Here is a 19,161-nt window from a genome sequence, read left to right as displayed (position 1 = left end):
TAGTTATATAATTGCTTTTTTATACTCTCTTATTTTCTTCGGTTTGCTATTGATTAATTGCTTTTTCATTATAGTCCGGCTTATTTTTCTTGTGGTTTTTAAAACTCTATTTACCAAAATAGGTCATATTCCTCACAATTAATAAGATTCTTTAAGAAATATAATAGGGGTAGTGTTTGTGAATATAAGGCATTACATTGCAAATTCCGTTACAGATAACAAGCTTTCTGCTCTTGGTGTGGAACATAGGCAAGATACAGAGAAATCTGTTGAGATGACAATGTCGGATATTGCTGACAAATTACGTTATGTGTATGCACAAATGCAGACAAAAAGACCATCCCGTCGCTTAATGATGCGTAATTCTGCAAATGATAGCATAACATCTTATTTGGATGACATTAGTCGTGCTATTGTGGCTGAGCATTATGCGCGTAGTCAAGCACAAAAGAAGATTTTTGAATGCTTAGACATTACTAAAACGCTTATCCAGTATCTACTTCATGAAAGAAAAAGCTTCAAAAAACCTATTGTAACACAGGATGCTTTTTCTGCACAATCACTTGATTCTGTTGTGCGTCATCTTGCGAATATGGCGTGTGAAGAGAGCCAAAAAAATTCCTCATATCAAGAGAAGGTAAATTTTTCGAAAAAAGAAAAATTAAATCCTATACAAATAGAGCCTGCAAATTCGCGGCAACAGAGAAATTTAAGTTCTGTTACAACAGGTTCTATGGAGTGTTTAGAAAACTCTTTAACAGAAAAAAGTCTTATTGATGAACAATCATCAAATGGTTTAATTGGAGTTGCGCGGCGTGCGCTTTCTTTCAAAAAACGTCACTAAAATCTCAAAATTTATCGCGTAAAAATTGTTTATCCGTTTTTTCTTGATTGCATCTATAACGATCATGACATCATGTTTTGTGTTTTTTCAAAAGTTTGTTTTTTTTGATTTTTGGCTATAAGAGTAAGATTAGGAAGGCTTTAAAGGTCTTTATTTCTTACTTAAAATCCGAGAAATAAGAAAAACAGGTACGACAATAACTGCTCCTGTTGCGGCCAAATGGACGAGGTTTATAAAAGTTATAAATCCTGCATTCCATAGAGCTTGTAAGTATTTTATGATTCCTTCAATGAGTCTTATAGGCGTCCACCCAAAGAGGTTCATGACAATGCCAGCAATCACAGAAAAAATAAGGAGTTTGAAGGTAATACGCCCTGGTGTATCACCAAGAAATGAGTGAAGAGAGTTAAACAAATTTTTTTTATGCATTTCTATCGCCCCTAAAATAAAGTGTACTATGGGCTATAGGGCATAATAGGCAAGAAAAAAGGGTTTTTCTTTTATTATTTACTGTTTAATTTTTTCTCTTGAATTTTTCATGCAATATTTCCTTATTTATGTATCGGACTTTTGATTTTCTTAGGATTTATCAAAAAATATTGGTAATTTTATCAATATTTCTGAGTTTTGAGTGGTTGTAAAAATTTTTAAAAAGGTTGAGTGTATTCACATATTATGCCTTAAATTATAATTTTAAGGAATGCTATTTTGATGAATATTGTTTATTCTAATAGAGATGTATTGTTTGAAAATTTGTATTAAAGCGTCCAATAATTAGGCGAATTGAGAAATATGGCGGATTTTTTTACTGAAAAACCAGTGGTAACGAATGTAGCAGAATTTAGTGTTTCTGAAATAGCAAATGCTTTAAAACGTGTTGTTGAAGACAAGTTTGGTTATGTACGCATACGCGGAGAAATATCAGGATACCGCGGTGCTCACGCTTCAGGTCATGCCTATTTTTCTCTAAAAGATGACAAAGCTCGGTTGGAGGCTGTAATTTGGCTAAGCGTTATGAAAAAGCTCTCATTTCCTCCTGAAGAGGGAATGGAAGTGATTGCTGTGGGCAAGCTTACGACTTATCCGGGTTCGTCAAAATATCAAATTGTCATTGAGGCTCTTGAGCCAACAGGTGTTGGTGCTTTGATGACTCTGTTAGAAAATCGCAAGAAAAAGCTTGCAGAGGAAGGCTTATTTGATGCAGCCAATAAGAAGCCTTTGCCCTATATGCCTAAAATTATAGGGGTTGTAACATCGCCGACAGGAGCCGTTATTCGTGATATTATTCATTGTATATTCGATCGTTTTCCTTTGCATATTTTGGTTTGGCCCGTACGTGTTCAAGGAGAAACAAGTGGTCGGGAAGTTGCTGCAGCTGTTGAGGGGTTTAATGCTCTTTCTTCAGGGGAGGGGGTCCCTAAGCCTGATCTGATTATTGTTGCACGTGGAGGAGGGAGTTTAGAAGATTTATGGGGATTTAATGACGAAGCCGTTATTCGTGCTGTTCACGCTTCTGCTATTCCGGTAATTTCTGCCGTTGGGCATGAAACAGACTGGACTTTGATAGACTATGCTGCTGATTGGCGGGCACCGACTCCAACAGGGGCAGCAGAAAGAGCTGTTCCTGTTAAGCTTGATATTGAAGTGCATTTAACATCACTTGATGCGCGCTTTCGTGTAGGACTTGCACGTTATTTTGATTTTCACCGACAAAAATTGCGTGCTCTTGTGCGGGGGCTTCCTACTGTTGATCAATTATTTGCGTTACCACGGCGTGGTTTTGATGAAATTTCAAGCAGATTACGGCGTGCTCTTTGTACCAGTTATGACAAAAAACGTTTTTATTTTCATGCACTGAGCTTGCGATTTTCTTCGCGTTTATTGAATACTAAAAAAGCACAACACACTGTGCAAGAATATACTGGGCGTCTTCATCGCGCTTTTTTACGCAATGTTGAAAAGCAAAGGGCTCAGGTAGAGATGGCATGTAGGCTTTTAAAAAGCACTTCTTATCAAAATATTTTGGAGCGTGGTTTTGTTTTAGCATTAGGGAAAGATCATATGCCGATTAAACGATTGGTGCAGTTACCTGAAACAGGTCAAATAAGTTTACGCTTTTTTGATGGTGAAATTAACGTTTTAACACATGACCGTGCTTTCAGTGGATCTTTGAAAAACAAACGGATCAAACCACAGGAAGATGATCAAGGATTGCTTTTTTGATATGGAAAAGTCAATTCTTGATAAAGGGCTGCTTAGGGGAGTCGATGGAAAAATTCGTTGTTCATGGGCAGGAACCAATCCACTTTATTGTGCTTATCATGATGATCAATGGGGAAAGCCTGTTTTTGATGATCGCCACTTATTTGAGCAAATCTGTCTTGAAGGTTTTCAAGCAGGGCTTTCTTGGCTGACAATTTTGAAAAAAGTCTCTTATTTTCGTAAGGCGTTTGATAATTTTGATTTTGAAAAAATTGTTCATTATGATGAAGTGAAGATAAAGACCTTGATGCAAGATAAAGACATTGTGCGTCATCAGGGAAAAATTCGATCAGTGGTCAATAATGCTTTTAGTGCAAAGGAAATCATAACAGAATGGGGGAGTTTATCCGACTATTTTTGGTCTTTTCAGCCGCCACAATTTGAGCGTTATGACAAGGTAGATTTTCAAATATTCCAAGCTAATTCTTTCACACCTGCTTCTATGCGTCTTTCTAAAAATTTAAAAAAACGCGGTTGGACATTTGTTGGTCCTACTATTTGCTACGCTTTTATGCAAGCAGTAGGAATTGTCAATGATCATCTGGAAGGGTGCTTTTTTCGATAAAATTCAAAGATCTTCTTTATTTTAATGTATAAATTGTAATTGTTTTCTCTGATATCAAGGATGAACCCAACGTAGTTCGCCATCTGTTTGCCATAAGGTAGTGGATAAATAAGTTTCAGTAACTGAAAAAAAGCACTATTATAGAATAGTATTTGCATTATGCTTAGTCAACATTTACTAATAAGAATTTATGATATCATTCCGGGATAACTGGTCGATAGGGAAAAGTGGAGAGAGAGAAATTCATGAATATGAGAAAAAAGATATATAAGGGAAGCTGTTCTTTCGTTTCTGCTTTTGTAGCTTTAGGTATATTTTCGCAACAAGTTTTAGCGAAAACACCTGCTGATACGCTCGTAATGGCTTGGAATCTTGATGGAATTAGTACCTTTGATCCCGCACAAATTAACGATTCTTACAGCAATGAAATTATTCTCAATGTTTGTAGTCGTTTAATTGATCATGCTCCAAATGATGCAACGAAAATGATACCCAATTTGGCAAAAAGTTGGCATGTTTCAGGCGATCATAATACTACAGTGATTACTTTTCATCTACGTGATGATTTAACGTTTAATGACGGTCGACCTGCTAATGCTCACGATCTTGTTTGGAGTATGAAACGGGTTATTCAATTAAAAATGGCCAGTGCAGCGACATTTAATGAATATGGTATTACAGAACAAACAGTTGATGATGCACTTCAAGCACCAGATGAGAAAACTGTGGTTATGAAATTTGATAAGCCTTATCCAGCAGAGCTTATCCTGAGTAATATTGCAGCTAATCGTGCGGCTACATTGCTTGATCGTGAAACGATTATGAAACACGAAAAAGATGGTGATATGGGAAACCGGTATTTAGCTACCCACGCTGCTGGTGCTGGGCCCTATGAATTATTTCGTTGGAATCCTGGAGAGGCAGTTATTTTACGCACTAACTCTCATTATTGGGGAGAGGCGCCTAAGCTTAAACAAATTTTAATTCGCCATGTTGCTGAGTCAGAGACGCAGCGTCTATTATTAGAAAAAGGCGATATTGATGTCGCACGGAACCTAACACCTGAAGCTTTGGAACAACTTAAAAAAACGGCAAACATTCAGATTGAAAAAATATTGCTGCCGGCTATGTTTTATTGGGGTTTTAATATGACAAATCCTATTTTCGCCGATGAAAAAGTACGTTTGGCTATGCGCTATCTTATTGATTATGATAGTTTTGGAGAGACAGTTCTCAAAGATATTGGTATTCCTCGTGCTAGTTTTATGCCTATCGGCACTTTAGGTGCTTTGGATGAAAAAGAAGGAAATCCTTTTAAGCTTGATATCCAAAAAGCTAAACAGCTTTTAATTGAAGCGGGTTATCCCGATGGATTTGAGATAAATCTAGTGTCAGGAAATACCCCTTATGGTTTATTAATTGCTCAATCCATTCAGGATAATGCAGCAAAAGTAGGGATACGTATTAAAATTGAGCGTTTAGCAGGATCACAATTATTTTCAAGAGTTTCTGCACGTTCTTTTGATACAGCTATTTTAGGGTGGAATAGCGAATCTGTAGATCCACATTCAATGGCATCACGGGTTGTTTATAATCCTGATAATCGATTTGAGGCTAGAAACACAGCTTATCCTAGTTGGCATCATGGGTATTTTGATGAGAAAATAAACCATAAAGTTGAAGATGCTTTGTTTGAAAGTGATATAGAAAAGCGGATGAAGAAATATGCTGATTTGCAGCATGAAATTATGCAAACAGGGCCTTATGCTTTTCTGTTTCAGAAATATAATGTTGTTGCTATTTCTCCAGTTATCAAAAAATGGTCTTGGAATAATAGGTCGGATATTTTTTATAATCTCATTGAAAAATAAGCGCATGTTGAATTATCATGTAAATTACAAAAGTGAAGCTGATCTCATGAAGTCCATGAGATCAGAGTGGACCGTTTCCTTCTACATGAAGAGTTTAGAGTATGCGATTGCCATGCAGGGGGGAATATTTAAAATTTCCAGGGATTTTTCATTTAAAGTAGGCTTTGTGCATTGTTGAAGAATGTTGCCAGTATGATTATGGCGGTGCGTGTATCTGTGCGTATTGTGCTAATGATTGATCATGTTCATTGGGGATTTACGATTTCAATCGGGCATGAAGACTGAAAATACGCTTTGACTTTAATTGATGAAATAAACTCAATCTGTTGTACTTTAGTGGAAAAGAAAATAAAAAGATTATAGGTGTTGAATAGGGGATAATAAAAAGAAATTCAAAAAGGAAATGCAATAAAGGTACAAAAGAATGTTTAAAAATTTTTATACTTTATTAAAATCGATTGTTTTTTTATTTGGATTGATGCCAACAGCACAGAGTAAAATTCCCCGAAATACATTGGTGATGGCGTGGAATATTGATGCGATTAGCCATTTTGACCCAGCACAAGCTGTTGAAATTGTAACCAGTGAACTATTAGGCAATATGTGCAGTTCGTTAGTACAATTTGATCCGCAGGATCTTAAAAAAATTCGTCCTGCGATGGCTGAATCTTGGGATGTGTTGGATGATGGAAAAGTAGTTGTTTTTTATCTTCGTGATGATTTAAAATTTAATGATGGAAGGGTTGCAACTGCATATGATCTTGCTTGGTCAATCCAGCGGATTGTTAAATTGGGCTTAAGTTATGCTCAATCATTTATGGATTATGGATTTACAAAAGAAAATATTGAAACTGAGATTAAGGCTCTCGATGACAAGACCTTACAAATGAAATTTGATAAGCCTTACCCTCTTTATCTTATATTGTCTTCAGTAATACAATCCTATTCTTCTGCTTTACTTGATCGCAAAATACTTGAAGAAAATGCTGTTAATGGAGATATGGGGAATAAGTATTTAGCTACCCGTTCAGCTTGTGTTGGTCCTTATAAATTGGTGAATTGGAATCCAGGAGAAAGGGTAGTTTTAGAAGCTACACAACATTATTGGGGAGAAAAGCCAAAAATTGAACAGATCTTGATCCGCCATGTAGCGGAAGCAGAAAGTCAGAGGCTTCTCTTAGAAAAGGGTGATGTAGATGTAGCGCGTGATCTATCTTCAGAAGATATTTTAGACATTGAAAAGAAAGGAGGACCTGTTAGAGTTGAACGTACTTTGCGGCCGCAATCCATTTATTTATCACTGAATAATAAGAATTCAATTTTAGCTAATGAAAAAGTGAGATTAGCGCTCCGTTATCTAGTAGATTATGACACTCTTGGCAAAACTGTTTTAAAAGGAATTGGCGTTCCTCGCGCAAGTTATATGCCATTGGGTGTATTAGGCGCTTTGGATGAAAAAGAGGGAACACCGTTTAAGTTAGATTTAGAAAAGGCAAAACAGTTAATCAGTGAAGCTGGTTATCCTAACGGTTTCAAAGCGGATCTATTCATTGGCAGTTTAACCTATATGTCTTCTGTTGCGCAGTTTATCCAAGAGAATGCACGCAAAATTGGTATTGAGCTCAAAATTGAAAGAATGGCACAAGCTCAGTTGTTAAGTCGTGTCCGTAGTGGAAATTATGACATGGCTATTATGGGGTGGAATACATCTGATCCTGATGGACATGTTCCTTCATTACGTCATGTATTTAATCCTGATCCAACATTTACCAAAAAGCACACGATGTATTTAGCTTGGCGTGCTGGCTATTATGATGAAAAAGTCAATAAAATGGTGATGGATGCTTTGTTTGAAAAAGATCAGCATAAGCGCTTTGAACAGTATCGTGATCTACAGAATTATGTTCTTTATCATGGGCCTATGGCTTATTTATTTCAAACATATTACACTATTGGGGTAGGGCCTGAGGTGAAAAAATGGGGTTGGGGTGGTATGTCACGCGTTTTCTATAATTTAATTGAGAAATAAGCATATATTGAGCAACATAAAATACAAAAAAGTTATTTTAAAGCTTGATTGAAATATTCACTCTATGGAGAAAATGTTACCAGACTTATGTATCGTAATTATTTAGGAAATCACTATAATGACTTTATCATCTTCAGAAGTTGATACAATTATATCACAAAAGCAGCAAGCACTGCATGTAAGGGCTTTTTTTGTAAAGTCATTAAGGCTGATTATCTCGATATTTGTTACGTTGCTTGGTTTGATAACAATCACTTTTTTCATTGGTCGTCTGCTCCCTTTAGATCCTGTTATTGCTGTTCTTGGTGATAATATTAGTCAAGAAGCTTATGATATAATGTTTCATAAATTGGGTCTTGATCAGCCATTGATTGTCCAATATTGGAACTATCTCCGAAATATTTTTGTGTTTGATTTTGGGGATTCTTTAATTTCAGGGCGCCCTGTTTTATCAGATATTATACGTGTATTTCCTGCAACATTAGAACTTGCAACAATTGCTATTATCATCAGTACGAGTGTAGGGATTCCACTTGGTGTTTTTGCAGCAATGTACCGCAATTCATGGATTGATTATTTTGTCCGTATTTTTACGTTAATGAGTTATTCCACACCAACTTTCTGGCTCGGATTAATGGCCTTGTTGGTCTTCTATGCGAAACTTGGTTGGATTGGTGGGCCAGGGCGTATTGATTTTGTTTATGAATATTCTTTTGAATCTACAACTGGATTTTTTCTTTGGGATACCGCTAGGCAAGGTCAATGGGAGGCTTTTGGCAATGCCTTTAGTCATATCATTATGCCTGCTTTAATTTTAGCTTTTGGGGGTATGGCCTATATTAGTCGTATGGTTCGTGGATTTATGATCGAGCAGCTTAATCAGGAATATATTATAACAGCACGTGTTAAAGGATTGTCGTGGGCACGAACAGTTTGGAGCCATGCTTTTCGGAATGTCTCTGTTCAGACTGTTACTGTCGTTGGGCTTTCTTATGCTTTTTTATTAGAAGGTGCTGTTTTAACAGAAACGGTTTTTGCTTGGCCTGGTTTTGGGCGTTATTTGACCAATGCACTTTTAGCAGGAGATATGAATGCAGTTTTAGGTTGCACGTTACTTGTAGGATGCCTCTTTATCTCCATTAATTTACTTTCCGATTTGCTTTATCGCATCTTTGATCCAAGGACACGTTGACTATGACACTTACTAATAATGATGGATCACAAGCATCATTTTCTTTGAAACGTTGGTTAAAGGAGGATGTTCCACAGTCAGCAATTCAAGCGAATATACAAAGATTTTATCATTCATTTGTTAAATTTTGTTGCAATTTTTCAGCTGTATTTGGCTTAGTTATCATCTGTGCTATTATTTTATGTGCGATCTTCGCACCTTGGATGGCTACTCATGATATTGTAAGCAGTAACCTTTTCTTTCGATTGCAGCCACCATCTATGTTGCATTATCTGGGAACAGATGAATTAGGACGTGATGTTTTTAGTCGGTTAATTTTTGGTGCGCGTATCACTCTTTATACTGTTTTTCTAACGACGATTATTGTCGGACCAGTGGGATTGATTGTGGGCACTGCATCTGGTTACATAGGGGGATGGGTTGATATTGTTTTAATGCGTATTGTTGATATTTTTTTTGCTTTTCCAAGTTTGATTTTAGCACTCGCGTTTGCGGCGGCTTTGGGACCTGGCATTGAAAATGCTGCAATTGCGATTTCCATCGTAACATGGCCACCAATAGCACGTTTAGCACGTGCAGAAACTTTGATGATACGCTCATCTGATTATGTTTCCGCCTTGGCTTTGCAGGGTGCATCTTCTTGGCGAATTATTTTATTTCATGTTGCACCAATGTGTATTCCCTCAGTTATTGTACGATTGGCATTGAATATGTCTGCAGTCATTTTAACAGCTGCTGGTCTTGGCTTTTTGGGACTGGGAGCTCAACCACCAAGTCCTGAATGGGGTGCAATGCTTTCAACTGGCCGTGAATTTATGATGACCAGTTGGTGGTTGGCAGCTGTTCCAGGCTGTGCAATATTGTTGACAAGCCTTGCTTTTAATCTTTTAGGAGATGGACTTCGCGATATATTGGATCCACGCAATGGATAAAAATTTATTAGAAATAGAAGATTTGCGCATTTCATTTCCTACAACACGTGGCGTTGTAGATGTTGTGCGGGGTGTTAGCTTTTCTTTAGGAAAAGAAAAAATTGGTATTGTTGGAGAGTCTGGGTCCGGAAAATCAATGACCGGGCGCGCAATTTTGAAACTCAATCCAAGTTCAGCAATTGTTAAAGCCAAAAAGATGAATTTTGACAATGTTGATTTGTTAGCTGCGAGTGAACCTCAAATGCGTAAGATTCGAGGAAGACGTATTTCAATGATTTTACAAGATCCCAAATATTCGCTTAACCCGTTAATCCGAATTGGGGACCAGATTGTAGAAGCTTACCGTATTCATTATCGTGTTTCGAAAGTGGAAGCGTGGGAAAAAACAATTTCTATGTTGGAATCTGTTCATATTCGCAATCCTGAACATGTTATGCAGTTATTTCCTCATGAGGTATCAGGTGGAATGGGGCAGCGGGTTATGATTGCCATGATGCTTATCCCTAAGCCTGATTTAATTATTGCAGATGAGCCAACATCTGCACTTGATGTTACAATACGATATCAGGTTTTAACAATATTGGATGAGCTTGTTACACAATTTGGAACTGGGCTTATTTTCATCAGTCATGATTTGAATTTAATTGCTGATTTTTGTGATCGTGTTTTAGTGATGTATGCTGGTCGTATCTTAGAAGAATTGCCTGCGAGTGATTTGTCTCATGCATGTCATCCTTATACAAAGGCTTTGTTAGCGAGTATGCCGCGGCTTAATCATCCGGCTGAGGTTTTAACTGTTCCTGAGCGAAATCCTGATTGGTTGCATAGTCCAACGATTGTTAATGGTGTTGAAGGAGTTCGACCGTGAGCAATCGTGAAAATATTATTGATGTTTTGAATTTGTCTGTAACGTTTAAGCGTGGATATAAGACCACAGAAATTGTTAAAGATGTTAATTTTCATATTAAACGCGGTGAAGCTTATGGTTTAATTGGTGAATCAGGATGTGGAAAATCAACTATTTTGAATGCATTGGTTGGGCGTATTTCCAATTATAATGGGTCTTTTCTTTTCAATGGAACAGCTGTTCCTCAGAAAAGAAACAAAGATTTTTTACGCTGTGTTCAGATGGTATTTCAAGATCCTTATGCCTCACTTCATCCAAGAAAAATGGTGTATGCTGTGCTTTGGGAATCTCTAGAGATTCATGATATGGATAATCAAAAAGAGCGGGTGTGTGATATTTTAAATTCTGTTGGTTTGGGTTCTTCATTTCTTTATCGTTATCCGCATGAGCTATCTGGAGGGCAACGCCAGCGTGTTGCTCTTGCACGTGCGCTGATTATTGAACCAGAGGTTTTATTACTTGATGAACCAACATCTGCATTAGATGTATCGGTGCAGGCTGAAATTTTAAATTTGTTAAAATCATTACGGAAAGAAAAACAATTGACCTACTTGATGGTATCCCATGATCTTTCTGTTGTTGCTCATATATGTGAGCGTGTTGGAATTATGCATGAAGGGATTATTCTTGAGGAGTTGAGCAATAATGATTTACGCCATTTGCGCGCGCAGAATGATTATACAAAAATGTTTCTTAAAGCCAGTATTGAGCCTATTGCTCATGAAGATGAAGAATTCTAAACATAAACGTAAGGGAAAGAGAGAGATTTCCTTTATCTGATCACTGTAGTTCGACATTAGATTTTGTACTAAGTGGGAAGAAGTAGGATGAGATAGGAATAAATGATAATCTATTGTTTCTATGTATAATTTTCGCCATTAAATGCGCACTTTGTCAGATTGGATTTTGACACCAAAAATCAGAAAAAAGTGCGCTTCAATGGTAAAAAAGAGAAAAGGTTTTGGAAGTCTAGAAAACCGCTTTTGAAAGCTCTTTGAAAAAAATTAAGCAAGAAGTGAAACGAACTTCAAAATAAGCCTAAAATAACAAAAAAAATAAAAACGCTCGGTAGTAAGTGTTTTTATTTTTATTCAGATATAATATTTTAAAAACAATATATTAATTATTTTTAAATGTAAAAAAATGCGCTTACATTTTCCATTTTAGAAGGAGTATTAAGTCATATCTTGTGTCGTGACTAGATGTACTTTTTCAACTTTAATTTAACATTTTAAATGAAGTTTTAGAAGCAGTAAAATTTTCTTAATTTTTTCTATGTTGTTGATATTTTGAACAAATTTTTGTAACTTTCCATAGAGTTTAGCCGCTAATTTCGCTATATCTTGAGGAGGGGGTTTTATTTTTGTATCATGATAGGTTGTATAATCAAACATCTAAGCTTTTTCGCCTAACAGGGATAGCTTGCGGTTTAAAACTCGCTGCTTTCGCCTTTTTGCTATATCCGTAAATATTTCACTTTATCCAGTGAGAAGCCAATTCCTGACTATATCACAAATACTTTTATAAATTGTCAACGTTAACGCAGGTGGTTCGCGTAAATCAGTTTTATAATTGTAATCATACTTTGGGTATCGCAAGACGTTTAGTAAATGGCTTGCGCTGCGTAAAACCAAGAATACGTCGTACTTCAATAACCGCTTTGTTAATTCGGTTTTCAGTTTTTGAGGTGCCGATATAGCAACCATTGCTAAATGGAAAGAGTTCATGCCGCTGCTTTCTCTTGGCAAAAGTTCAAACAAGGTCTTGGATTGAGTGCCCAATGGTTTGAAAATCTATGGGATGAGTGCAAGAAAAGCTTAACGAACTTTTGGAGCTGGTTAAAAAATTTTTTACTCGGAAAAAGTTTTCTGAGGATGCCAAGGTTGGTATGGAACAGATAGAGGAGGAGTTAGCAATTGGATTGTTGACGGTTTTATGTTCTCTCACGCACTTGGCTGATTTCTTTCAATCTTTATCACATCATATCAAAGAATGGATTGGTATGGTTGATTTATAGAACCTCTTTCTTTTCCCAGTTGGCTTAGAGGAGGAATACCTCTTTAACCTCTTGCACAATGGGTTAGTGCTCATCTTAATGCCTCTTTCTGCAACAGAAAGGAGAGAGAAAGACTAAGACCGTTTATCCGTTTATTACCATCAAAATATCACGGTGCATGTGAATGAGGTGCGTGATCCTGTGGCTACCGGTCGTGCGGTCCGTCATGTTCTTCAACGCACGCAAGCCAATGCGTTACATGGAGAGACAGAATGATAGGAGAAAGGCAATGAAAGATCTTCTCATGATGTTAGGATCACATCAATTTTATGTTGATTGGCTTAATTTTCAATCGTTCAAGGAAGAGTTTTCTGCCTCATGGGTTGCGATGGAGAATTTCGATAGTGCTTCTGGGTTACAATTGACCGGCTATAGCAATGATCCTAAACTTATTTATGGTGTGTTATTTCCGGAAAAGTTTGGTGATCGTGAAGCTATTGACACCATCACTAAAACCATTCGAAGTGCCAAATCCGTTCAGATGCTGCGTTGGATTAATGATCATACTTATGGTGCTTTGTTGCATGGATCCATAGTGATTATCAGTACTAGTAAAGACCACGACATTATTAGCCGCTCAGTTTCCCATGTTACAAGGGGTTCGTAGCAAAATTAATGGTTTATGGAAAGTTGCAACCGTTATCCATCTCTATGAGAAAAAAAGCGGGCTATACGATAGTCATTACCCTAAAAGCGTCGAATAAGGGCAAGGAAATAGGGAGAAATGAAACTTGGTAGAAACAGACACTTAAAGGGGCAACTTATCCCTTTGATAGGTAAGTGATGATGCACACTAGAGCAATAGGGGAAAGTTTACCCTATTGCTCAACTAAGCAATTTAGTGCGTTTTCAGATTAGAGTTGAGTGAAAAGGGAAGTTCTTCTCTTTTTCAATGATATGCTTTTTTCTAAGGCATTCATCATTCCCAATGACAATTTTAGCAAAAGAGAAAAGATCCGTTGAAGAGTTTTAAACAACTTTTGAAAGATCTCTGAGGACCCTTTAAGAGCCCCTTGAAGGCTCTTTGAAAAAAAATAAATTGATACAAAATGCTGGCAAGCTACAACCGATAAAAAGAAATCGGTAGCGGAGGAGGGATTTGAACCCCCGACACAAGGATTATGATTCCTCTGCTCTAACCTACTGAGCTACTCCGCCAACATAAGAAAGGCACTACACAAAGTACCTTATTCTTTGCCGGATATAAGAGGTAGAATAGTAAGATGTCAAGCGCCGTTTTTAAGCTTTTCTCTTGTCATTCTATTCTATCCTCGATATGGAAGAAATAGAAGTGTAATTTTCATACAGTTTACAGGATAAGGCATAAAAATGGCGCCACGTGTAGCGGTTTTGGGATGCGGTTATTGGGGTAGTAATCATGTACGAACACTGAAAAATCTTGGGGCTTTAGTTGCGGTATCTGATGTTGATTTTGGTTGTGCTGCGGATTTAGCAAATGTGCATGGTGTTGAGGCTATTGCACCCGACGATCTTTTTGCTCGTATCGATATTGATGCGCTGGTATTAGCATTGCCTCCACAATTTCATACAGAAAATGTTTTGCGTGCTACTAGAAGTGGCAAAGATGTTTTGGTTGAAAAGCCAATTGCCTTGAATGTAACTGATGCTGAGAATCAGGTACAGGCTGCTAGCAAATATGGACGGGTTTTTATGGTCGGTCATGTTTTGCGTTTCCATCCTGCTTTTGAAAAAATGTGCGAATTTGTGGAAAGTGGAGAACTCGGTGATGTACGTTACATTTATTCTCATCGATTAGGCTTTGGAAAGTTTCATGCGCAGAGTGATGCTTTATGGGATTTAGCACCTCATGATCTTTCAATGATTTTAGCTTTGACAGGATGTGGCCCTTCCGAGGTTCGAGGAGAGGGAGCTGCAGTAATTGAACAGCTTTCTGATTTTGCGCATATTCATATGATGTTTCCAAATGGTATACGTAGCCATCTTTTTACTTCACGCTTTTGTCCTTATCGTGAAAGGCGTTTAACGGTTGTTGGTACAAAGGCTATGCTTATCTTTGATGATATGGAACCTTGGAGCCGTAAATTAGCATTTCGTCATTTTTCTGTTTGGCAGGAGGGTAAAGAGAGGGCTTTTAATGTTAACGAATTGAATTATATCGGACTTTGTGAAGATTTACCGCTCACCCGTGAATTACAGCATTTTCTCCATTGTATCGAGACACGTCAATCGCCTCGTACAGATGGTGATGACGCTATTGCTGTTTTACGGATTTTGACTGCTGCTAGTCACACATTACCATAGGTAAAGTAGGATAAAATTTTCAAATTATTTTGATTGTCAATGGAGTTAATATGCAGTTCATCGATCTTGGAGCACAGCGCGCACGCATTGAAGATAAAATTAATACTGCAATTGCACATGTCGTGGCCAGTGGTAAATATATTTTAGGGCCCCAAGTAACAGAGTTTGAGGAGCGATTAGCAGAGTATCTTGGTGTTAAGCATGTCGTTGCGTGTGCTAATGGAACTGATGCATTGGTGATGCCTCTTATGGCTAAAAATATTGGTTCGGGGGATGCTGTTTTTTGTCCTAGTTTTACGTTTTGTGCTACTGCGGAAGTTGTTGCTTTAGTCGGAGCAGAACCTGTTTTTGTTGATGTTATGCCTGATACATTTAATATTGATGTCGGTAAACTTTGTGAAGCAATAGAGGCGATTAAAAAAGAGGGGAATCTCAATCCAAAAGCGATTATTGCTGTTGATTTATTTGGGCTTCCCGCTGATTATGCTCAAATTTCTGCGGTTGCTGCAAAGGAAAATCTTTTTGTTATTGAAGATGCAGCTCAGGCTATGGGAAGTAAATTTTGTGACGTTAAGTGTGGGGGATTTGGCGATGTTGCAGCGACCAGTTTTTATCCAGCAAAACCATTAGGATGTTATGGTGATGGAGGAGCTATGATGACCAATGATGATGGTCTAGCAGAAACTTTACGTTCAATCCTGTTTCATGGTAAAGGCAAAACGCAATATGATAATGTGCGTATTGGTTTGAATTCGCGGTTAGATACAATTCAAGCTGCAGTTTTGTTAGAAAAGCTTGCTATTATTGAAGATGAGATGGAAAGGCGTATGGCAATTGCTCAACGTTATTCTGATGGTTTAAAAGATGTTGTTGTCGTGCCAGAAATGGACAAGAATATTCGTTGTGCTTATGCGCAATATACCATTAAGGCGAAAGATCGCGATCGATTAAAGTCTTATTTACAGGACAATGCTATTCCTACAATGATTTATTATAATACTCCTCTGCATTTACAACCAGCCTATAAACATTTTCCTTATATAAAAGGATCACTTTCTGTTTCTGAAACTTTGGGGGACTGCGTTTTAAGTTTACCTATGTATCCTTATTTATCACAAAGCGATCAAGATATAATCATTCAGCTCATAAGAGATTTTTATCACTCTTGAAGAATATCTATACCCTTAAAGGTTGGTTATTAAATTGGTTTTTATCGTCCCAATATGTTAGGCTTTATAAGCACTTAATATTTTCTCTCTTTTTTAGAATCTGAACGAGACATGAAGCTGCTATATAGAAAAAATGAAGATATTTTGTCTATTTAAAAGCCGTTTTTGAGCTGATCTTAAAGAGGTACTTATTAAAGCGGTGTTTTTTGAGCATAGCTTATTTTCTCGCGAATACGAGATGCAAGGTCATTTTTGCTTTTAGAGTTTTGGGTTAATGCATTGATAGGCGAGTTTTTTCCTTCCTTTAGAGCTATTTGAGTAGCGATCGTTGCCGCTAATTCCTTTGTTTCTTCACGCAATTCATTAAAGAGTTTATTGCTAGAAGGAGTATTAAATTTACCAATTTGAATCTTTTGTAAGCGCTGTTGATAGGAAGCTATTTTTTCACGCATTATTTTGATTTCCGTTATAAAAGTTCTTAATGATAAGGATATACTACTTACTTTATTTTCTTATTATTAAATAGGCAAAAGTTCTCTTTAAATAGAGAGCTATTTAAAATGGATTCCATGTTGGCATAGGCGTTAATTTTAAATATCCCATGTTAATACCAAGGCGTGCTCCAATCCCTGTGCGTATTGGAATGAGTAGAATATTATTACGTTTTAAAACATGAAATCCAGCTCCTGCAATTAAATAAGCCGAACCTGAAATACCGGCATAGCGTCCCCATAAATTATTTATATTATTGAGATTATAAATTAAGATCATGAGGCGAGAGCCTTGGCCGCCAAAGTCCCATCCTAAAGAGGGACCTTGCCAGAAAATTTTGCGCTTATTATCATTTTTGGTGAAAATTTCTCCTTCACCATAGGTTAATCCAGCAAAAAAGGCACCAGAGGCTTCTTCTCCTAAAATATAAGCATTGGGTTGACCATATTGTGAAAATACTTTTTCAATGGCCGTTGCGATATTGCCGGTCGTTTGGCCAAAAAACTCGTGACCAGAAGCAACGATTTCTTTCATCGAGTAATGTTGCTCATTATTTATTGATTGGAGTTGAGCATTAGCAATGCTGATAGTAACAAATAGGAAGGATATTAAAAATATAATTTTTTTGTAAAAGCGTAATAAAAAAGAGAGAGTCATAGGATTTTCTTCATATAAGGTGATCTTTTTATCTAATTTAAATAGGTAATAGGATATAAAGTTATTTAAATCCTTAAATTTATCATTAAACAGAAATTTTTAACATAATTGTTAGATTTTCGTATATGCATTTGATGTTAGAATGCTATTTTAAAATGAATTTTAGCTTTAAAGTTTAGGAGTTATAAATAATTATGACATTAACCGCTTCTTTGAAGTCTACAGATTTGGCTGCTTTACTTTGTAGTCGTCTTTGCCATGATTTGATTTCACCTATTGGTGCTATTCAAAATGCAATGGAGCTTTATGATGAAGGATGTGCTGATGAAGATGCTTTGCAGTTGGTGCGTATTTCTGTTGCAAAAGCGTCTGCACGCTTACAATTTGCGCGCTTAGCTTTTGGTAATGCAGGATCAGTAAGGTGTCAAGTCGATACGAATTTTGTCAAACAGGTTGCCCAACAGTATATGGCAGAAGAAAAAGCAACATTAAAATGGCAAGCTCCTTCTTTACTTTTGCTAAAAGATGAAGTGAAATTTTTGCTTAATTTATTATTTATTGCAAATACAACTGTTCCGCGTGGTGGTGAAATTTCTGTGATGATTTTACAAGATGCAGATACACGCTCGTTTCGGTTTGAGATTTATGGTAAAACATTGAAAATTTCTCCCTATTTTATTGAGTTAAATAATGGGAAACTTCCAGAAGAACCAGTCGATGCTCACACGATACAACTTTATTATACGGCGCTACTTGCTGAAATATTAACTATGAAAGTAAGCATACATGAAACTGATGATTATCTTATTTTAGAAAGTATAAAAAACCTTTAAAAAGGGTGCAATCTCTTAAGTTATATGAGGTTAGTTACAAAATTTTTTAAAGAGCAGGATTTAAGATTTCTGATTTGTGCAAGTGCTCTCGTATATAAATCGATCTTGTGTGTAAGGATTTTTATTTTAATAAGAAGAAAAAGTCTCGGCATTTTATAACCCCGAGATTTTAAGTATGCTTTTTGCGTTTTTAAGCAGTTTTTTGTGTATTTTCTACAATCGGATCACGTAACACGTAACCGCGTCCCCACACTGTGTCAATATAGTTTATGCCAGAAGATACAGCATCTAGTTTTTTTCGTAGTTTGCAAATAAAAACGTCAATAATTTTGAGTTCAGGCTCATCCATTCCACCATAAAGATGATTCAGAAACATTTCTTTGGTAAGTGTGGTGCCTTTGCGCAAGGAGAGAAGCTCTAGCATCTGATATTCTTTACCAGTTAAATGGACAGGACGGCCTGCAACTTCAACTGTTTTAGCATCAAGATTAACGATGAGATCACCCGTGACGATAACTGATTGTGCATGGCCTTTAGAACGACGCACAACAGCATGGATGCGTGCAATCAATTCATCTTTATGGAAAGGTTTCGTCATATAATCATCAGCACCAAAACCAAAACCGCGCACCTTGTCTTCAATGTTCGCCATGCCTGAAAGAATAAGTACAGGAGTTTTGATTTTTGCTAACCGTAGGGTTCGTAAGACATCATAGCCTGACATATCAGGTAAATTTAGGTCAAGTAAAATGATATCATAATCATAAAGCTTACCTAAGTCCGTTCCTTCTTCTCCCAGATCGGTAGTATAAACATTAAAATTGCCTGATTTCAGCATCAATTCGATGCTTTGGCTCATTGTTTTATCATCTTCAATTAATAATACGCGCATTTTAGTCCCTTTTACTTCTCCCGAATCAGGTACAGCCACTTGTTTTATTAACAGATGGTAAAGCTTTCTTTATAAAATAACCTAAAAATCAAACAATTATGATTAAAATGCCTATGAACAATTCACCAGTATACGCAATAGTTGTGGCTGTTTACCTTACTATCCAAGATAGTGGTT

17 protein-coding genes, 1 tRNA gene and 1 pseudogene are annotated in these 19,161 nt (G+C 36.8%); 14 read left to right on the top strand and 5 right to left on the bottom strand.

Features of this window, described 5'->3' with window-relative positions; genetic code table 11:
• The first annotated feature begins 178 nt into the window (after positions 1–178).
• A complete protein-coding gene (locus H710_RS05350; RefSeq protein WP_052472894.1) occupies positions 179–844 on the top strand; it encodes a hypothetical protein in 666 nt (221 codons plus the stop codon).
• Positions 845–994: 150 nt separating this feature from the next.
• On the opposite strand, the gene H710_RS05345 is transcribed toward H710_RS05350, so the two are convergent.
• Positions 995–1,273 (bottom strand): DUF6460 domain-containing protein, encoded by a 279-nt coding sequence (locus tag H710_RS05345; protein WP_041849790.1) that lies wholly within the window; start codon positions 1,271–1,273, stop codon positions 995–997.
• 363 nt (positions 1,274–1,636) lie between these two features.
• On the opposite strand from H710_RS05345, the gene xseA reads away from it, so the two are divergent.
• The 10 genes and pseudogenes from xseA to H710_RS05290 all read left to right on the top strand — a co-directional run.
• Positions 1,637–3,067, top strand: coding sequence for an exodeoxyribonuclease VII large subunit (gene xseA, locus H710_RS05340; RefSeq protein ID WP_041849789.1), 1,431 nt, complete (start codon positions 1,637–1,639; stop codon positions 3,065–3,067).
• A complete protein-coding gene (locus H710_RS05335) occupies positions 3,045–3,671 on the top strand; it encodes a DNA-3-methyladenine glycosylase I (protein ID WP_041849788.1) in 627 nt (208 codons plus the stop codon). Before xseA ends, H710_RS05335 begins: the two co-directional genes overlap by 23 nt.
• 245 nt (positions 3,672–3,916) lie before the next feature.
• The gene (locus tag H710_RS05330; protein ID WP_041849787.1) at positions 3,917–5,542 is read left to right on the top strand and encodes an ABC transporter substrate-binding protein; all 1,626 of its coding nucleotides are present in this window, start codon (positions 3,917–3,919) and stop codon (positions 5,540–5,542) included.
• Between the two features lie 424 nt (positions 5,543–5,966).
• Positions 5,967–7,571, top strand: coding sequence for an ABC transporter substrate-binding protein (locus tag H710_RS05325; RefSeq protein ID WP_041849786.1), 1,605 nt, complete (start codon positions 5,967–5,969; stop codon positions 7,569–7,571).
• A 118-nt stretch (positions 7,572–7,689) separates the two neighbouring features.
• Complete coding sequence (locus tag H710_RS05320) at positions 7,690–8,763, top strand: ABC transporter permease (protein WP_041849785.1); 1,074 nt, start codon at positions 7,690–7,692, stop codon at positions 8,761–8,763.
• Between the two features lie 2 nt (positions 8,764–8,765).
• Entirely contained in the window at positions 8,766–9,695 is a 930-nt protein-coding gene (locus tag H710_RS05315) for an ABC transporter permease (RefSeq protein ID WP_041849784.1), read from the top strand.
• On the top strand, positions 9,688–10,563 hold the full coding sequence (locus tag H710_RS05310; protein ID WP_041849783.1) for an ABC transporter ATP-binding protein: 876 nt from the start codon (positions 9,688–9,690) through the stop codon (positions 10,561–10,563). The genes H710_RS05315 and H710_RS05310 overlap by 8 nt, the downstream gene beginning before the upstream one ends.
• Complete coding sequence (locus tag H710_RS05305; protein WP_041849782.1) at positions 10,560–11,342, top strand: ABC transporter ATP-binding protein; 783 nt, start codon at positions 10,560–10,562, stop codon at positions 11,340–11,342. Before H710_RS05310 ends, H710_RS05305 begins: the two co-directional genes overlap by 4 nt.
• A gap of 1,064 nt (positions 11,343–12,406) precedes the next feature.
• Complete coding sequence (locus H710_RS06405; protein WP_041849781.1) at positions 12,407–12,619, top strand: hypothetical protein; 213 nt, start codon at positions 12,407–12,409, stop codon at positions 12,617–12,619.
• Between the two features lie 268 nt (positions 12,620–12,887).
• Positions 12,888–13,238, top strand: a pseudogene (locus H710_RS05290) (phage tail protein); the annotation flags it as partial.
• A 504-nt stretch (positions 13,239–13,742) separates the two neighbouring features.
• Here the strand turns inward: H710_RS05290 and H710_RS05285 are convergent.
• Positions 13,743–13,816 (bottom strand) — tRNA-Met (locus H710_RS05285).
• Between the two features lie 171 nt (positions 13,817–13,987).
• Between H710_RS05285 and H710_RS05280 the strand changes: the two genes are divergently transcribed.
• Both H710_RS05280 and H710_RS05275 read left to right on the top strand, forming a co-directional pair.
• Entirely contained in the window at positions 13,988–14,941 is a 954-nt protein-coding gene (locus tag H710_RS05280; protein WP_041849780.1) for a Gfo/Idh/MocA family protein, read from the top strand.
• Positions 14,942–14,991: 50 nt separating this feature from the next.
• Positions 14,992–16,110: a DegT/DnrJ/EryC1/StrS family aminotransferase gene (locus H710_RS05275; protein WP_041849779.1), complete on the top strand. Its 1,119-nt coding sequence runs from the start codon at positions 14,992–14,994 to the stop codon at positions 16,108–16,110.
• Positions 16,111–16,301: 191 nt separating this feature from the next.
• On the opposite strand, the gene H710_RS05270 is transcribed toward H710_RS05275, so the two are convergent.
• Both H710_RS05270 and H710_RS05265 read right to left on the bottom strand, forming a co-directional pair.
• Positions 16,302–16,562 (bottom strand): hypothetical protein, encoded by a 261-nt coding sequence (locus H710_RS05270; RefSeq protein WP_041849778.1) that lies wholly within the window; start codon positions 16,560–16,562, stop codon positions 16,302–16,304.
• A 103-nt stretch (positions 16,563–16,665) separates the two neighbouring features.
• On the bottom strand, positions 16,666–17,259 hold the full coding sequence (locus H710_RS05265; protein ID WP_041849777.1) for a DUF1134 domain-containing protein: 594 nt from the start codon (positions 17,257–17,259) through the stop codon (positions 16,666–16,668).
• 194 nt (positions 17,260–17,453) lie between these two features.
• Here H710_RS05265 and chpT point away from each other — a divergent pair, with 194 nt between their 5' ends.
• A complete protein-coding gene (chpT, locus tag H710_RS05260; protein WP_041849776.1) occupies positions 17,454–18,092 on the top strand; it encodes a histidine phosphotransferase ChpT in 639 nt (212 codons plus the stop codon).
• Positions 18,093–18,282: 190 nt separating this feature from the next.
• On the opposite strand, the gene ctrA is transcribed toward chpT, so the two are convergent.
• Positions 18,283–18,984 (bottom strand): response regulator transcription factor CtrA, encoded by a 702-nt coding sequence (gene ctrA, locus H710_RS05255; RefSeq protein ID WP_041849775.1) that lies wholly within the window; start codon positions 18,982–18,984, stop codon positions 18,283–18,285.
• Positions 18,985–19,161: the final 177 nt, after the last annotated feature.

This window comes from Bartonella bacilliformis Ver097 (assembly GCF_000709795.1).
GTDB lineage: Bacteria > Pseudomonadota > Alphaproteobacteria > Rhizobiales > Rhizobiaceae > Bartonella > Bartonella bacilliformis_A.
Note: the sequence above shows the minus strand (reverse complement) of the source record. Positions and strands in the feature narration are given on the sequence as shown.

Bases quoted from the DNA above. Each gene is read 5' to 3' on its own strand.
- ctrA (WP_041849775.1), bottom strand. From the start codon at position 18,984: ATGCGCGTATTATTAATTGAAGATGATAAAACAATGAGCCAAAGCATC.
- xseA (WP_041849789.1), top strand. From the start codon at position 1,637: ATGGCGGATTTTTTTACTGAAAAACCAGTGGTAACGAATGTAGCAGAA.
- H710_RS05280 (WP_041849780.1), top strand. From the start codon at position 13,988: ATGGCGCCACGTGTAGCGGTTTTGGGATGCGGTTATTGGGGTAGTAAT.
- H710_RS05275 (WP_041849779.1), top strand. From the start codon at position 14,992: ATGCAGTTCATCGATCTTGGAGCACAGCGCGCACGCATTGAAGATAAA.
- H710_RS05325 (WP_041849786.1), top strand. From the start codon at position 5,967: ATGTTTAAAAATTTTTATACTTTATTAAAATCGATTGTTTTTTTATTT.
- chpT (WP_041849776.1), top strand. From the start codon at position 17,454: ATGACATTAACCGCTTCTTTGAAGTCTACAGATTTGGCTGCTTTACTT.
- H710_RS05265 (WP_041849777.1), bottom strand. From the start codon at position 17,259: ATGACTCTCTCTTTTTTATTACGCTTTTACAAAAAAATTATATTTTTA.
- H710_RS05320 (WP_041849785.1), top strand. From the start codon at position 7,690: ATGACTTTATCATCTTCAGAAGTTGATACAATTATATCACAAAAGCAG.
- H710_RS05270 (WP_041849778.1), bottom strand. From the start codon at position 16,562: ATGCGTGAAAAAATAGCTTCCTATCAACAGCGCTTACAAAAGATTCAA.
- H710_RS05315 (WP_041849784.1), top strand. From the start codon at position 8,766: ATGACACTTACTAATAATGATGGATCACAAGCATCATTTTCTTTGAAA.
- H710_RS05345 (WP_041849790.1), bottom strand. From the start codon at position 1,273: ATGCATAAAAAAAATTTGTTTAACTCTCTTCACTCATTTCTTGGTGAT.
- H710_RS05310 (WP_041849783.1), top strand. From the start codon at position 9,688: ATGGATAAAAATTTATTAGAAATAGAAGATTTGCGCATTTCATTTCCT.
- H710_RS05335 (WP_041849788.1), top strand. From the start codon at position 3,045: ATGATCAAGGATTGCTTTTTTGATATGGAAAAGTCAATTCTTGATAAA.
- H710_RS05330 (WP_041849787.1), top strand. From the start codon at position 3,917: ATGAATATGAGAAAAAAGATATATAAGGGAAGCTGTTCTTTCGTTTCT.